At 69.3% G+C, this 14,173-nt stretch carries 14 protein-coding genes and 1 pseudogene; 10 read left to right on the top strand and 5 right to left on the bottom strand.

Annotated features, from left to right (window positions below; all coding sequences use genetic code 11):
• Positions 1 to 16 precede the first annotated feature (16 nt).
• Positions 17 to 1,168 (top strand): glutamine-hydrolyzing carbamoyl-phosphate synthase small subunit, encoded by a 1,152-nt coding sequence (carA, locus tag BLQ03_RS10595; protein ID WP_090755739.1) that lies wholly within the window; start codon positions 17 to 19, stop codon positions 1,166 to 1,168.
• 70 nt (positions 1,169 to 1,238) lie between these two features.
• A complete protein-coding gene (locus tag BLQ03_RS10590; protein WP_090755737.1) occupies positions 1,239 to 3,299 on the top strand; it encodes a glycosyltransferase family 2 protein in 2,061 nt (686 codons plus the stop codon).
• Between the two features lie 138 nt (positions 3,300 to 3,437).
• On the opposite strand, the gene BLQ03_RS10585 is transcribed toward BLQ03_RS10590, so the two are convergent.
• Positions 3,438 to 6,305 (bottom strand): [protein-PII] uridylyltransferase family protein, encoded by a 2,868-nt coding sequence (locus tag BLQ03_RS10585; protein ID WP_090755734.1) that lies wholly within the window; start codon positions 6,303 to 6,305, stop codon positions 3,438 to 3,440.
• 262 nt (positions 6,306 to 6,567) lie between these two features.
• On the opposite strand from BLQ03_RS10585, the gene BLQ03_RS10580 reads away from it, so the two are divergent.
• The 3 genes from BLQ03_RS10580 (at position 6,568) to ilvN (ending at position 9,870) form a co-directional block, all read left to right on the top strand.
• Positions 6,568 to 7,380, top strand: coding sequence for an arginyltransferase (locus BLQ03_RS10580; RefSeq protein ID WP_090756104.1), 813 nt, complete (start codon positions 6,568 to 6,570; stop codon positions 7,378 to 7,380).
• 153 nt (positions 7,381 to 7,533) lie between these two features.
• Positions 7,534 to 9,297 carry an acetolactate synthase 3 large subunit gene (locus BLQ03_RS10575; protein ID WP_090755732.1) on the top strand — a complete coding sequence of 588 codons (1,764 nt, stop codon included), beginning with the start codon at positions 7,534 to 7,536 and terminating at the stop codon, positions 9,295 to 9,297.
• A 12-nt stretch (positions 9,298 to 9,309) separates the two neighbouring features.
• Positions 9,310 to 9,870, top strand: a complete 561-nt coding sequence (gene ilvN / locus BLQ03_RS10570; RefSeq protein WP_090755729.1) for an acetolactate synthase small subunit — start codon at positions 9,310 to 9,312, stop codon at positions 9,868 to 9,870.
• A 166-nt stretch (positions 9,871 to 10,036) separates the two neighbouring features.
• Here the strand turns inward: ilvN and BLQ03_RS10565 are convergent, their stop codons facing one another.
• Positions 10,037 to 10,837 carry a M48 family metallopeptidase gene (locus BLQ03_RS10565; RefSeq protein ID WP_245688834.1) on the bottom strand — a complete coding sequence of 267 codons (801 nt, stop codon included), beginning with the start codon at positions 10,835 to 10,837 and terminating at the stop codon, positions 10,037 to 10,039.
• 140 nt (positions 10,838 to 10,977) lie between these two features.
• On the opposite strand from BLQ03_RS10565, the gene BLQ03_RS10560 reads away from it, so the two are divergent.
• A complete protein-coding gene (locus BLQ03_RS10560; RefSeq protein WP_090755727.1) occupies positions 10,978 to 11,220 on the top strand; it encodes a hypothetical protein in 243 nt (80 codons plus the stop codon).
• On the opposite strand, the gene BLQ03_RS10555 is transcribed toward BLQ03_RS10560, so the two are convergent.
• Positions 11,217 to 11,477, bottom strand: coding sequence for a DUF167 domain-containing protein (locus BLQ03_RS10555; protein ID WP_090755725.1), 261 nt, complete (start codon positions 11,475 to 11,477; stop codon positions 11,217 to 11,219). The genes BLQ03_RS10560 and BLQ03_RS10555 overlap by 4 nt on opposite strands.
• Positions 11,478 to 11,582: 105 nt before the next feature.
• On the opposite strand from BLQ03_RS10555, the gene BLQ03_RS10550 reads away from it, so the two are divergent.
• Both BLQ03_RS10550 and BLQ03_RS10545 read left to right on the top strand, forming a co-directional pair.
• Complete coding sequence (locus BLQ03_RS10550; protein WP_090755722.1) at positions 11,583 to 12,149, top strand: nitroreductase family protein; 567 nt, start codon at positions 11,583 to 11,585, stop codon at positions 12,147 to 12,149.
• On the top strand, positions 12,146 to 12,838 hold the full coding sequence (locus BLQ03_RS10545) for an EI24 domain-containing protein (protein WP_245688832.1): 693 nt from the start codon (positions 12,146 to 12,148) through the stop codon (positions 12,836 to 12,838). The genes BLQ03_RS10550 and BLQ03_RS10545 overlap by 4 nt, the downstream gene beginning before the upstream one ends.
• Here BLQ03_RS10545 and BLQ03_RS10540 read toward each other — a convergent pair.
• Together BLQ03_RS10540 and mce are read right to left on the bottom strand one after the other, a co-directional pair.
• Entirely contained in the window at positions 12,819 to 13,088 is a 270-nt protein-coding gene (locus tag BLQ03_RS10540; protein WP_090755719.1) for a DUF1467 family protein, read from the bottom strand. The genes BLQ03_RS10545 and BLQ03_RS10540 overlap by 20 nt on opposite strands.
• Entirely contained in the window at positions 13,088 to 13,492 is a 405-nt protein-coding gene (gene mce / locus BLQ03_RS10535) for a methylmalonyl-CoA epimerase (protein WP_090755717.1), read from the bottom strand. The genes BLQ03_RS10540 and mce overlap by 1 nt, the downstream gene beginning before the upstream one ends.
• Before the next feature lie 126 nt (positions 13,493 to 13,618).
• Here mce and BLQ03_RS10530 point away from each other — a divergent pair.
• Together BLQ03_RS10530 and BLQ03_RS10525 are read left to right on the top strand one after the other, a co-directional pair.
• A pseudogene (locus tag BLQ03_RS10530) lies at positions 13,619 to 13,882 on the top strand (response regulator); the annotation flags it as partial.
• A gap of 79 nt (positions 13,883 to 13,961) precedes the next feature.
• Positions 13,962 to 14,173, top strand: a 212-nt coding sequence (locus BLQ03_RS10525; RefSeq protein WP_139166699.1) for a transposase, incomplete at its 3' end; no start/stop codon positions are given.

The following is a 14,173-nucleotide window of genomic DNA, read 5'->3' as shown; positions in this document are numbered from 1 at the left end:
TTTCCGGGGGTTCGAGATGGAACAGAAACCGACCGCGTGCCTGGCTCTGGCCGACGGGACGATCTTCTATGGCCGAGGCTTCGGTGCGGCGGGCGAGGTCGTGGCCGAACTGGTCTTCAACACCGCCATGACCGGCTATCAGGAGATCATGACCGACCCCAGCTATGCAGCCCAGGTCGTCACCTTCACCTTCCCCCATATCGGCAACACCGGCGTCACGCCCGAGGACGACGAGGCGCCCGACCCGGTCGCGGCCGGCATCGTCGTCAAGTGGGACCCGACCGAGCCCTCGAACTGGCGCGCCGCCTCGGACCTCGCCGCCTGGATGGAACGGCGCGGCCGCATCGGCATCGGCGGCGTGGACACCCGCCGCCTGACCCGCGCGATCCGCCAGCAGGGCGCACCCCACGTGGTGCTGGCACACGACCCGGAGGGCAACTTCGACATCGAGGCGATGGTGGCCCGCGCCCGCAACTGGCCGGGGCTGGTCGGCATGGACCTCGCCCGCGAGGTCAGCTGCACCCAGAGCTATCGCTGGGACGAGGGGATGTGGCGCTGGCCCGGCGGCTTCGGGTCCGAGCGTCCCGAAAAGCCCCTGCGCGTGGTGGCGCTGGACTACGGCGCCAAGCGGAACATCCTGCGCTCGCTGGCCGAGGCGGGGGCCGATGTGACCGTCCTGCCCGCCACCGCCACCGCCGAGGAAGTGCTGGCCCACGATCCCGATGGCGTCTTCCTGTCGAACGGCCCGGGCGACCCGGCCGCGACGGGCGAATATGCCGTGCCGATGATCCAGAAGCTTCTGGACCGCGACCTGCCGATCTTCGGCATCTGCCTTGGCCACCAGATGCTTGCGCTGGCCCTGGGGGCGAAGACCGTCAAGATGAGCCACGGCCACCACGGCGCGAACCACCCAGTGCGCGACAAGGAAACCGGCAAGGTCGAGATCACCTCGATGAACCATGGCTTCGCGGTGGATGCGCAGACCCTGCCCGAGGGCGTGATCGAGACGCATGTCAGCCTTTTCGACGGGTCGAACTGCGGATTGAAGGTCGCGGACCGGCCGGTCTTCTCGGTCCAGTATCACCCCGAGGCGAGCCCCGGCCCGCAGGACAGCGCCTACCTGTTCGAGCGCTTCGCCGAGGCCATGCGCGAGCGCCGGCAGGGCTGACGCCCCGTTAACGGTGGTTTAAGCATTTCGGACCATCAAGGGGCAGGTTTCGACAGCCCCCAGGTGCCCGATGTCCGTCACGCCGATTCGCCGCAAGCTGCCGGGAACTCCTGCTGCGCCCGAGGCTGAGCGGGCGCCGGTTCCGTTCCGCCCGCGCGTGGCCCGACCCGACGACCGGCCCGCGCTGCGCCCTTCCGGGCGCGACAGCCGGCCCTTGGGGCAGATCCTGCTGGACGAGGGCGCGGTCGATCCGGGCAATCTGCTCAAGGCGCTGGTCATGCAGCGGCGCGAGACGGCGCGGCTGGGCGAGATCCTGCTGGCGCGCGGCTGGGTCACGCCGCAGGCGCTGTTCCGCGCCCTGTCGCGGCAATGGCGCACCAGCGTCATCGACCTCGCCGCCCTGCCCCCCGACGCGCGGCTGATCGACGAGATGGGCGCGGACTGGTGCCTGACCCAAGGCGTCGTGCCCTGGCGACGGACCGGCGGCGTGACTTTCGTGGCCGCCGCCTGGCCCGAGCGGTTCGAGGCCCTGCGCGGGCAGCTCGAAAAGCGGCTCGGTCCCGTGCGGATGCTGCTCTGCCCGGAAACCGACTGCATCCAGGCGCTGCTGGCCACCCGCCGCACCGCGCTGATCCGGCAGGCCGAAACCTGCGTGCCTCCCGAGTTCAGTTGCCGCACCCGGAACGAGGGACGGCTGGGTCGCATCCTGCTGGCGGTGATGGCCGCGTTGACGCTGGGGCTGTGGCTGGCCCCGGTGATGGTGCTGGCGCTGGTGAGCCTTCTGGCGATCGGGACGCTGGTGGCGACCACGGTGCTGAAGGCGCTGGCTTTCCGCGCAACGCTGCGCGGGCTGCGCAAGGCCGAAGCTGTCCATCCGGATGCGGGGATGGAGGAGAAATGGCCCGTGATCTCGGTCATGGTTCCGATGTTCCGCGAGGAGGACATTGCCGACCGGCTCGTCGGCCGCCTCGCCCGGCTGAACTATCCGCGCGAACTGACCGACATCCTGCTGGTGGTCGAGGAAACCGACACCGTGACGCGCCACGCGCTGGAGGGCGTGACCCTGCCCTTCTGGATGCGCGTCGTGACCGTGCCCGACGGCCCGATCCGCACCAAGCCGCGGGCGCTGAACTATGCGCTGAACTTCTGCCGGGGCGAGATCATCGGCGTCTGGGATGCCGAGGACCGGCCCGAGCCCGACCAGCTGCACAAGGTGGCCCGCCACCTGCATTTCGCCCCGCCTCAGGTCGCCTGCGTACAGGGCGCGCTGGATTTCTACAACCCGCGCACCAACTGGCTCGCCCGCTGCTTCACGCTGGAATACTCGGCCTGGTTCCGGGGCGTCCTGCCGGGGCTCGCGCGCATGGGACTGGTGGTGCCCTTGGGCGGGACGACCTTCTTCATCCGCCGCACAGCGCTGGCGCAGGCGGGTGGCTGGGACGGCTGGAACGTCACCGAGGACGCCGACCTTGGCGTGCGCCTTGCGCGCCTCGGCTATCGCACCGAGATCGTCGCGACGACGACGCATGAAGAGGCGAACTGCCGCGCACTTCCCTGGATCAAGCAGCGGTCGCGCTGGCTCAAGGGCTTCGCGATGACCTGGGGCGTCCACATGCGCGCGCCAAGCCGGCTGGTGCGCGAGATCGGCTTCTGGCCGACGGTCGGCTTCCATCTGCAGATGTTCGCCACCGTCCAGCAGTTCATGCTGGCGCCCGTGCTGTGGAGCTTCTGGCTGCTGACCGTGGGCCTCGGTCATCCGCTGGGGCCGCTGATGGACGGCTGGCTGGGCACGGCGGTGATCGCCACGTTCCTTTTGTCCGAGGCGCTGAACGTGGTCGTGGCGATCTGGGCGGTGCGGCGCACTCATCCGCATCTGATGCCCTGGGCGCCCACGCTGTATCTCTATTTCCCGCTGGCCTGCCTTGCCGCCTGGAAGGCCGCCTACGAGATCGTCGCCAAGCCCTTCTACTGGGACAAGACCACCCATGGCGTCTTCGACCATGCCGTGGATGAAAGCCTGGACGCCCTCCCCGAAGGCGCGCTGATCCCCGTGCTGAACAGTTCGCCACCCGAAAGCAGCGAAGCGCCTGCGGCAACCATGCCGCTGCGTGTCAACGGCTCGATTGGTTGAGGACCGGAGAGCCTACCAAGGCGCCTCGCAGGACCGCTGTCTTGCAACGGTCCTTGCGCCCTTGCGACATGGATTGGGCCTACAATTCCTTAGCCCCGAAGATGCAATCTGGACCCGCCTCCTGCGGTCTCTCGGCGTTTACGGCACCGCCTCGGCCGCCTGGGTCAGTGCGTCGATGATCCGGCCCGCCGAGTCGACCGTCGCATCGAGCCGCGCCGCCAGCTCGTCCAGCGTGGCACAGGCCGTTTCCCGCAGCAGGAAGTCCTGCCCGCCCCGGCCCAGCGCCTCCATGTCCAAGGGCCGGTCGGTCAGCAGGCGGCCCGCGCAATGCAGCCGCCACAGGAAGCGATGCGCGACGGTCAGGTTGGTCGCGTCCTCGGTCCCGATCAGCCCGGCGCGGCGGCCTGCGCGGATCTGCATCCCCGCCCCGCGCGAGGGCGAGGCGCTGCGCAGCGCCAGAGACTGAGCGAGGAGTTCGATGTCCTGCAGGCGGCCTCGGCCGATCTTGGCCTCCCACCGCCCGTCCGGCGCCTTGGCCGCGAAGATCCGCTGCCGCATCTCCTCAAGATCGGGAATGACGCGCGGGTCCGTCCCGCGCACCGCCAGCACCTCGCGCCGCAGGGTTTCAAGGCGAACCGCCAGCGGCGCCTGCTCCTCGGCCTCCGGCCGCGGCTCAGTCTGATCCGGCGAATCGGACAGGGTGCCCGACAGCACCGCAATGACGCGGGCGCGGGTCAGGGCCAGATGCTCCCAGGTCCAGGCCTCCTCCATCTGGTAGGTGCGGAAGGATTCGAAACCCGTCGCCACCGGCCCCTGCCGCCCCGAGGGGCGCAGCCGCATGTCCACCTCGTAAAGCCGGCCCGCCGCCGTGGGCGCGGTGACGGCGGTCAGCAGCGCCTGCGTCAGGCGTGCGTAATAAGCCCGTGTTGCCAGCGGCTTCGGCCCGGAGGAACCCTCGGCCCCTGCCGCGTCATAGATCACGATCAGGTCCAGGTCCGAGGCCGCGTTCAGCTGCCGCGCGCCCAGCGAGCCCATGCCCAGCACCGCCGCCCCATGCCCCGGCGGCGGGCCGTGGCGGCGCGCGAACTCGGCCGTGACCAGGGGCGCCAGCGCCGCCAGCGCCGCATCGGCGATGTCGGCGTAATGCTGGCCCGCTTCCTCGGCCTCGACCAGCGCGCGCAGGTGGTGGACGCCCACGCGGAACTGCCATTCGTGCGCCCAGCGCCGGGCAGCATCGAGCGCCCGTTCATATCCTCCGTCGGGCGCGGCCATCGTGCGGTCAAGCGTTGCCGACAGTTCGGACCGCATCGCCTCGATGCCCGGCCAGGGGGCAAAGAAACTGCCCGCCAGCACCGCATCGAGCACCTCCGGGTGACGTGCAAGGTAGGTGGCAAGGCCCGGCGAGGTCGCGCAGATGTCGCCCAGCAGGTCGATCAGGGAGGGGTTCGATTCGAACATCGAGAAAAGCTGCACGCCCGCCGGAAGCCCGCGCAGGAAGCTGTCGAAGCGGCCCAGCGCCTCGTCGGGACGGCCCGAGCGAAACAGGCTGGACAGGACACGCGGCTCGATCCGGGCGAAGACCTGCTGCGCGCGGGCGGACCTGAAGGCCGGATAGCTCTGCCACCCCTCGACCACCGCCGCCTGCTCGGCGCTGAGCCGGGGACGGTCGGCGGCGGTTCCCGGCTCGAACAGGTCGCCGGTCAACTCCTCGACGCGGTGCAGGCGCGCCTCCAATCGCGCGCACCAGTCCTCAGTTTTGGGCTCGCCTGCCAGCCGCGCCACGAGGCCCAGGGCCTCGGGCGTCGAGGGCAGCGCGTGGGTCTGGGCATCGTTCACCATCTGGATGCGATGCTCGATCTCGCGATGCGCGCGGTAATGAGCTGAAAGCTCCTCGGCGACCTCGGCGGGGATCCAGCCCTTGTCGGCCAGCGCGGCCAGCGCATCGACGGTGCGGCGCGCACGTAGGTCGGGATCGCGCCCGCCCGCGATCAGCTGGCGGGTCTGGGCGAAGAACTCGATCTCGCGGATGCCGCCGCGGCCCAGCTTGATGTCATGGCCCAGCACGCGGATGCCGTGCAGTCCCTTGTGGTCGCGGATGCGGCGGCGCATCTCGTGCGTGTCCTCGACAGTGGCGAAGTCGAGGTGCCGCCGCCAGACGAAGGGCCGCAGCGCGTCCAGGAAGCGCTGCCCCGCCGAAAGATCCCCCGCGCAGGGCCGCGCCTTGATGTAGGCGGCGCGTTCCCAGCTGCGCCCCTCGGCCTCGTAATAGCCCAGCGCCGCGCTGGCCGAGATGCAGACCGGCGTCACCGAGGCGTCGGGCCGCAGCCGCAGGTCGGTGCGGAAGACATAGCCTTGCGCGGTCAGGTCCGACAGCGTGGCCGCGGCCTTTCGGGTGGCGCGGATCAGGGCCGCGCGGACCTCGTGCTGGTCGGCGGGGGCATAGGCCGCGTCGTCGTAAAGGACGATCAGGTCGATGTCCGAGGAATAGTTCAGCTCGCGCGCGCCCATCTTGCCCATGGCCAGCGCGAAGATTCCGGCCGCGTCGGGCGTGGCCCCCGCCAGGGGCGCGGGCAGCTTGCCGCGCCGCGCCTCCTCCGCGACATGGGCCCGCAGCGCAAGATCGGTCGCGCGGTCTGCCAGGTCGGTCAGAACGCCTGTCACCTCGTCCAGTGACCAGACGCCGCCCAGGTCGGCCAGTGCGGCATAAAGGGCCACGCGCCGCTTGGCCTGCCGCAGCGCGGGGCCAAGCTCGGCAGGGGACAGCGCCTCGAGGCCTTCGGTTTCGGCGAAGGCCAGCCAGGCGGCGGTCGGGTCGCGGTTCAGCGCCCCGGCCAACCAGCTGGCTTCGCGCTCGATCAGCCCCGCCAGATAGGGGCTGGAGCCTGCGGTCCCGCGCAGCAGGTCGGTCAGCCGGGGGGCGAGTCCCGGCAGCAGGGCGGCAGCGGTGACGCCACGGTTCTCGTCGGTCGGAAGTGGCAGGCGGGTGATGCGTTCGGCGAAGCTCATGTCCCAAGCCTAAGGCCCGGGGACGCCGCGTCAATGCGAGGCGACACCAGCGAAGTTCCGCTTATGTTCCGAAGCCCGCGACCAAGCTCCGGCTTGCACTCGGCAAATCGCGCCCTAGGTCCTTGGCGAGTGCATCTTCTGTTGCTACCGTCCACGCAATTCCCGTCCTCGAGGCGAAGATCCGGCTGCCGCGCATGATCCCTGTTTTTCTCCGCTTCTCCGGTCCTGCGCCTTCCGCGGCCCCCGGCCGGAAGGGGGAATGATGCGCCACACCCCGTCCAGCGCGCCGCAGTTCTACGTCACGGCGCCCCAGCCCTGCCCCTACCTGCATGGCCGGGCCGAGCGGAAGCTGTTCACCGCCCTGACCGGCGAGCGCGCGCGCGACCTGAACAACGCCCTGTCGCGGCAGGGCTTCCGGCGGTCGCAGAACGTCGTCTACCGGCCAAGCTGCGAAAGCTGCGTGGCCTGCATGTCGGCCCGCATCCGGGTCCGGGACTTCCAGCCCAGCCGCAGCCAGCGCCGGGTGATGCGACGCAATGCCGGCCTGCAGCGCCTGGGCACCAGCGCCTGGGCGACCGAGGAACAGTTCGACCTGTTCCGCCGCTACCTGGACCACCGCCACGCGGATGGCGGGATGGCCGACATGGACATCTTCGAATTCGCCGCGATGATCGAGGAAACGCCCGTCCGCACCCGCGTCTTCGAATATCGCGCCCGCACCGAGGAGGGCGAGCCCCTGGCCGCCGTCTGCCTGACGGATATCCTCGATGACGGGCTGAGCCTCGTCTACAGCTTCTACGACCCCGCGCGGATCGCCGACAGCCTGGGCACTTGGATGATCCTCGACCACATCCAGATGGCGCGCGAGGCGGGGCTTCCCTATGTCTACCTGGGCTACTGGGTGCCGGGCAGCCGCAAGATGGCCTACAAGGCCAGCTTCGGCGCGCTGGAGATCCACAAGGGCGGCGTCTGGCAGGATATCGGCCGCCCCGAGGACCACGAGGGCGAGACCCATCCCCTGTCCATCGACCCCATCGTGGAACAGGTCGCGCGTATCCACCTGCCGCAGGACTGAAATCCGGGCTGCGCAACATTGTTGCGTTTTGCTCTGGTAGCCCGACATTTTTCTTTTGGTGCCATTGACCCTCGCTGCACTGCCGCCTAGCTTGCGGCGGCGCAGCAGAGCACTCGGCTCTGCCGCAGGTTTTCCGCGAACAGGGGGTCGGAGATGTCCCGAAGCATGACGGGTGCAAGGATGGTGGTCGAGGCGCTGCGCGATCAGGGCGTCGATACCGTATTCGGCTATCCCGGCGGCGCGGTTCTTCCCATCTACGACGAGATCTTCCAGCAGAACGACATCCAGCACATCCTGGTCCGCCACGAGCAGGGCGCAGTCCACATGGCCGAAGGCTATGCGCGATCGACCGGCAAGCCGGGCGTCGTGCTGGTGACCTCGGGTCCCGGCGCGACCAACGCGGTGACGGGGCTGACGGACGCGCTGCTCGATTCCATTCCGCTGGTGGTTCTGTCGGGGCAGGTTCCGACCTTCATGATCGGCACCGACGGCTTCCAGGAGGCCGACACCGTCGGCATTACCCGCCCCTGCACCAAGCACAACTGGCTGGTGAAGGACACCGATAGCCTGGCCGAGACGCTGCACCGCGCCTTCCACGTGGCGACATCGGGGCGGCCGGGGCCGGTCCTGGTGGACATTCCCAAGGACGTGCAGTTCGCGACCGGCACCTATGTCGGTCCGAAGCAGGTCGAGCCCGCCCGCTACCAGCCGCCGCGCAAGGGCGATGTCGGCGCAATCACGCGCCTGGCCGAGCTGATCGAGCGCGCCGAGCGGCCGATCTTCTATACCGGCGGCGGCGTCATCAACTCGGGGCCGGCGGCCAGCCAGTTGCTGACCGAACTGGTGGAAGCGACGGGCTTTCCGGTGACCTCGACGCTGATGGGTCTGGGGGCTTATCCGGGCAGTGGCAAGAACTGGCTCGGGATGCTGGGGATGCATGGCCTTTACGAGGCCAACATGGCCATGCATGGCTGCGACCTGATGATCAACCTGGGCGCGCGCTTCGACGACCGGATCACGGGGCGCGTGGCCGATTTCTCGCCACATTCGGTCAAGGTCCATGTCGATATCGACCCCAGCAGCATCAACAAGGTGATCCGCGTCGATGTGCCCATCGTGGGCGACGTGGGCCATGTGCTGGAAGACCTGCTGAAGATCTGGAAGTCGCGCGGCCGCAAGACCAACCCCGCCGTCAAGCAGTGGTGGGCGCAGATCGAGCAGTGGCGCGCGCGGAAATGCCTGAGCTACCGGAACTCGGACAAGCTCATCAAGCCGCAATACGCGATCGAGCGGCTGGAGGCGCTGACCAAGGGCCGCGACCGCTACATCACCACCGAGGTCGGCCAGCACCAGATGTGGGCCGCGCAATACCTGCATTTCGAGGGGCCGAACCGCTGGATGACCTCGGGCGGGCTGGGCACCATGGGCTACGGCCTGCCCGCCTCCATCGGCGTGCAGGTCGCCCATCCCGAGGCGCTGGTCATCAACGTGGCAGGCGATGCCTCGTGGCTGATGAACATGCAGGAGATGGGCACGGCAGTGCAGTTCCGCGCGCCCGTCAAGCAGTTCATCCTGAACAACGAGCGGCTGGGCATGGTGCGCCAGTGGCAGCAGCTTCTGCACGGCGAGCGCTACAGCCAGTCCTGGAGCGAGAGCCTGCCCGATTTTGTGAAGCTGGCCGAGGCCTTCGGCTGCAAGGGCCGGCAGGTCAGCGACCCGGCGAGCCTCGACGACGCGATCCGCGAGATGATCGACTACGACGGACCCTTCATCCTGGACGTGCTGGTCGAGAAGCACGAGAACTGCTTCCCGATGATCCCGTCGGGCAAGCCGCATAACGAGATGTTGCTGGGCGACCTGGAGGCGGCCGAGGACATCGGCACCGCCATCCAGTCCGACGGCGCGGTCCTGGTGTAAGGGGGGATAGCCATGTCGGCACTGAAACTGGAACGCGGCGCATCCAGCCATTCGGCCTACGACCTGCGCGACTATCACGCGGCGGGAGAGGAGCGGCACACGCTCGCCGTCATCGTGGACAACGAGGCGGGGGCGCTGGCCCGCGTGATCGGGCTGTTCTCGGGTCGCGGCTACAACATCGACAGCCTGACCGTGGCCGAGGTGGACCACACCGGCCACCGTTCGCGCATCACGCTGGTCACCCGCGGCACGCCCGCCGTGATCGAGCAGATCAAGGCGCAGCTTGGCCGGATCGTACCGGTCCACGAGGTCCACGACCTGACCGTGGAAGGCCCCTCCGTCGAGCGCGAACTGGGGCTGTTCAAGGTCATGGGCGGCGGCGAGAAGCGGGTCGAGGCGCTGCGGATCAGCGACATCTTCCGCGCCAAGGTCGTCGACTCGACGCTGGAAAGCTTCGTCTTCGAGATCACCGGCACGCCCGAGAAGCTGGATGCCTTTGCCGACCTCATGCGGCCGCTGGGGCTGGCCGAGGTGGCGCGGACCGGTGTCGCGGCCCTGTCGCGCGGGCGCTGAGAAAGGACCGCCGGACAGCCGGATTGAACCGCCGCACCGGGGGCTTCGCGCCCCCGGACCCCCGCGGGATATTTGGGCAAAGAAGAAAGACGTCGGGCCGCGCGTCCGTCGCGCCACATGAACAGGGATCACGCGGGACGTGCCGACGCCGCCAAGCCGGCCGTCCCTAGCGCGTACGGCCTGCGGACACGTCTGCCACGGCCTGCGCCACCCGCGCCTGCCGCTGCGCGCGCGAGGGATGGGTGCCCAAGATCTTGTCGCCGGGATCAGGGATGCGGGCAAAGAACTCGGCCCCCCGCACGGGGTCGTAGCCCGCGTTCAGCGCCACGATCGCGCCGAGGTAATCGGCCTGAAGCTCCCAGTCGCGGGAATAATAGCGCGCGCCCACCGAGGCGCCCATCTGCTGCGCCGCCCGGACCGAGGCCGGGTCCCCGCCCGAGGCCGCGACGATGCCCGACAGGATCGCAGCCCCCGCCGTCGCCGCGCCCGTGCGCTGGTCGATATGGTTGAGGATGTGGTGCGAGGCCTCGTGCCCCACCGCGAAGGCCAGTTCGTCCGCGTTCTGCGCCACCGCGATCAGGGACAGGGTGAAGCCGATGATCGGGCGGCCGGTGCGGTCCAGCGTCTGGAAGGCATTGGGCTCGAGCCCCGGGCGGTCGTCCACCACGAACTGGAAATCGCAGTTGATGGGCGAGCGGCGGCGCTGGACGCATTCGTTCTCGATCACCGGCTCCATCGAGCGGATCACGGCGGCAAAGGTCATCGCCGCGCCTTCGGGCGTGCGCGGATAAACGGGCGCAGCGGCCCGGACCACCGCGGCAGAGGCGGCGGGAACGCCCTCGGCCGGCAGCGGAACGCCCGGCTGCACGGCGCAGCCGGCCAGCACCGACGCGGCCGCCACGGCCAGGGACAGGGCCTTCCAGGGGCGGACCGTCGCATCGCTGGCTGCCATCGGCTTCATCGTCATGTCGTCCACGCTGTCCCAAATGCCTGCCTGTCGGGCGCAATCTATCGACGAAGCCGCCTTCCTGCAAAGCCACGGGCTTGCCGACGCCCCGGTCTCACGCGAATGTTGCCTCTTGCGCAACACTCGCCCGGGGATCGCCCATGTTCACCATCGAGCACGACTTCGACGCGACGGTCATCACCCTGGTCGACGAGGCCCCGCCCGGAACCCGGCCGCTGAACGAGGACGTTGTGATCCTGTCCTTCGACGACCGCATCGTGATCGAGCAAATGGAGCCCGGCGGCGACGGCGTTTCGCGGATCGTCCTGACGATCGAGCAGCTGAATGAACTGCGCGCGGCGCTGAACCTGCCCGAGGGCAACTATCGGCTGGAACGCGGCTAGTCGATCCGGAACAGCTTGTCGCGCGAGGTGGCACCACCCACCAGCGTCAGGCGGGAGGGCGCGATGCCCAGGGCGCGCGCCAGCAGCTTGCGGACGGCGGCATTGGCGCGGCCGTCCTCGGGCGGGGCGGTCACGCGGACATGGATGGAACCCGCCTCGTCCAGCACCAGCGCATCGCGTCCGCCGCGCGGCGTCACGCGCACCGCGATGCGGGTGCCGGGATGGACAAGGTGGGACAGGTCGGGCGGGCGGTTCATGGGTCCCTGCCTGCCGCCCTGCATCCTCCGGGTCAACCGCGGCTTTCCCTGCGCCTTCCCGGCGGCTATGGCTTTGCCCGAACCCGGCCCCAGCGGAGCAGACCGATGCAGACCAGCAATCCCGACGTCCTCGAGTTCCTCAGCCGCCGCCGCTCGCACCCGCCGAAGACGCTGACCGGCCCTGGCCCCGATCGTGAGCAGCTGATGCAGCTTCTGACCATCGCCGCGCGGGTGCCTGATCACGGCAAGCTGGAGCCTTGGCGCTTCGTGGTGCTGGAACGCGCGACGCTCGACCGCCTGGCGCCCCGGCTGGCGCAGCATGTCCGCGACAACGGCGGGGACGAGGCGGCGGCGGAAAAGGCGGCCAGCGCCTTCGCCTCGCCCGTCATCGTGGCAGTCGTGTCTGCACCGGTGGACAGCCCCAAGATCCCGCGCTGGGAACAGGAGCTGTCGGCAGGCGCGGTCTGCCTGTCGCTGCTGAACGCGGCGCTGGGCGCGGGATGGGGCGCGGCCTGGCTGTCGGGCCCGGCAACGGACGCCGCCTTCTCGACGGCGCACCTGGGCGTGCGCGAGGGCGAGCGCGTCGTCGGCATGATCCACATCGGCAGCCGCACGGGCGAGGTGCCCGACCGGCCCCGGCCCGACGTGCCCTCGAAGACGGTGTTCCTGTGATCTCGGCTGTCCGGGCGCTGGCGCTGGGCATCCTCGACCTGTTCCGTCCGCGCATCTTCGCGGTCGTGGCGACGGGGGTGGCGCTGACGCTGGGGCTGTTCATTGCGCTTCAGGTGCTGGCCTTCTGGGCCCTGCGCGCCTGGGGCCCCGAGTCGATCTCGTTGCCATGGCTCGGCAGTGTTCCCATTGGCGAGGCGCTGTCCTGGGGCTCGCTTGCGCTGTTCCCGCTGATGAGCCTGTTTCTTGCCGCACCGGTCGCGGCAAGCTTCGCGGGCCTGTTTTCCGAACAGGTTTCGGAACGGGTCGAGGCCGCGCATCTTTATCCGCGCGGGCGTGGCCTGGGCTTCCTCGAGGGCCTGAGCGATTCGCTGGTGGTGCTGGGCGCGGTCGTGCTGGTCAGCATCGCGGTGCTGGTGGTGACGCCCTTTGTCGGCCCTCTGGCGCCGGTCCTGCTCTATGGCGCGAACGGCTGGCTACTGGGGCGGGAGTTCTTCCACATGGCCGCCCGCCGCCACCTGCCGGCCGAAGGGGCCGATGCATTGCGGCGCGACCGGGGCGGTGCGGTCACGGCCCTGGGGATCGGCATCGCGCTGCTGCTGACGGTGCCGCTGCTGAACATCGTGGTGCCGGTGCTGGCCGCAGCGGCCTACACCCACCTGTTCCACATCGTCAGCGCGAAACGCGGTTGAAGTTCATCATGTCCTGCCGGGTGATGAAGCCCGCGTCCAGGAACAGCCAGACCCCGCCCACGATGGCCGCCGCGATCACCGCCGCCCAGATCGCCTTGCGCCCGAGCAGCGGGCGCTCGGGCGCGCCCACCGGCGTGCCGGGCACGACCTGACCCGCCTCTTCCTGGCTGCGGTGACCGATCGGCAGCAGCAGGAACATGACCAGGAAGAACAGCGTCGCGAAAAGGACCAGCCCGCCGGTGAGGGTCATCAGACCTGCTCCAGCTCGATCAGGCAGCCGTTGAAATCCTTGGGATGCAGGAACAGCACGGGCTTGCCATGAGCGCCGATCTTCGGCTCTCCGGTTCCAAGAATGCGAGCACCCTGCGCCTTCAGCGTGTCGCGGGCAGCCAGGATGTCCTCGACCTCGAAGCACATGTGGTGGATGCCGCCCGAGGGGTTCTTGTCCAGGAAGCCCTGGATCGGGCTGTTGTCGCCCAGGGGATGCAACAGCTCGACCTTGGTGTTCGGCAGCTCGATGAAGACAACGGTCACGCCGTGATCGGGTTCTTCCTGCGGCGCGCGGACGACCGCGCCCAGGGTATCCCGGTATTGCGCCGCCGCGGCCTCAAGGTCGGGCACGGCGATGGCGACATGGTTCAGGCGTCCGATCATGAGGGCCTCCTTGCGTTGGGCCTTATCTAGTCGCCGCAGGGGCCAAGGGAAAGTCCGAAGCCATTAACCACGCATTAGGAAGGCGGGCGTAGCCTGGTCTCATGCGCGATTCGAGGGGACGACGCCATGCACCGGAACAACACCGCAGTTCACGATGAGATCCCGCTGTGGCGCGCCGCGCCGCCGGGCCGGCCGCTGACGGGTCTGACCGTCCTGGTGGTCGAGGATTCGCGCTTCGCGTCCGAGGCGATGCGCCTTCTCTGCCTGCGCTCGGGCGCGCGCATCCGCCGCGCCGATTGCCTGCGCACGGCGGCCCGCCACCTGCAGATCTATCGCCCCGCCGTGGTGATCGTGGACATGGGCCTGCCCGATGGCAGCGGCGCGCAACTAGGTCCTGTCTGACGGCCGCTGCAACGAGTGGAGGTGTGGGCAGTTGCCTTGGTGAGCGTCACCATGGCGGAGGTCTGCAATGCGACGGCACGAACTCAGCGATGCGCAGTGGGAGTTGATTGCGGACCTCATGCCCCGTGGCGGTCTGCGTGGTGGCGGCCGCTGGCGGGACCACCGGCAGGTGGTGAATGGGCTCATGTGGAAGCTCGCCACAGGCGCACAGTGGCGAGACCTGCCGGAACGCTATGGCCCCTGGCAGACTGTCTACGAGCGCTTCAGCCGCTGGCGACG

The sequence above is a fragment of the Paracoccus chinensis genome, assembly GCF_900102885.1.
Classification (GTDB): Bacteria; Pseudomonadota; Alphaproteobacteria; order Rhodobacterales; family Rhodobacteraceae; genus Paracoccus; species Paracoccus chinensis.
Note: the sequence above shows the minus strand (reverse complement) of the source record. Positions and strands in the feature narration are given on the sequence as shown.

Excerpts from the sequence above, each read along its gene's own strand:
- carA (WP_090755739.1), top strand. The coding sequence starts at position 17 with ATGGAACAGAAACCGACCGCGTGCCTGGCTCTGGCCGACGGGACGATC.
- BLQ03_RS10590 (WP_090755737.1), top strand. The coding sequence starts at position 1,239 with ATGTCCGTCACGCCGATTCGCCGCAAGCTGCCGGGAACTCCTGCTGCG.
- BLQ03_RS10585 (WP_090755734.1), bottom strand. The coding sequence starts at position 6,305 with ATGAGCTTCGCCGAACGCATCACCCGCCTGCCACTTCCGACCGACGAG.
- BLQ03_RS10580 (WP_090756104.1), top strand. The coding sequence starts at position 6,568 with ATGCGCCACACCCCGTCCAGCGCGCCGCAGTTCTACGTCACGGCGCCC.
- BLQ03_RS10575 (WP_090755732.1), top strand. The coding sequence starts at position 7,534 with ATGTCCCGAAGCATGACGGGTGCAAGGATGGTGGTCGAGGCGCTGCGC.
- ilvN (WP_090755729.1), top strand. The coding sequence starts at position 9,310 with ATGTCGGCACTGAAACTGGAACGCGGCGCATCCAGCCATTCGGCCTAC.
- BLQ03_RS10565 (WP_245688834.1), bottom strand. The coding sequence starts at position 10,837 with ATGACGATGAAGCCGATGGCAGCCAGCGATGCGACGGTCCGCCCCTGG.
- BLQ03_RS10560 (WP_090755727.1), top strand. The coding sequence starts at position 10,978 with ATGTTCACCATCGAGCACGACTTCGACGCGACGGTCATCACCCTGGTC.
- BLQ03_RS10555 (WP_090755725.1), bottom strand. The coding sequence starts at position 11,477 with ATGAACCGCCCGCCCGACCTGTCCCACCTTGTCCATCCCGGCACCCGC.
- BLQ03_RS10550 (WP_090755722.1), top strand. The coding sequence starts at position 11,583 with ATGCAGACCAGCAATCCCGACGTCCTCGAGTTCCTCAGCCGCCGCCGC.
- BLQ03_RS10540 (WP_090755719.1), bottom strand. The coding sequence starts at position 13,088 with ATGACCCTCACCGGCGGGCTGGTCCTTTTCGCGACGCTGTTCTTCCTG.
- mce (WP_090755717.1), bottom strand. The coding sequence starts at position 13,492 with ATGATCGGACGCCTGAACCATGTCGCCATCGCCGTGCCCGACCTTGAG.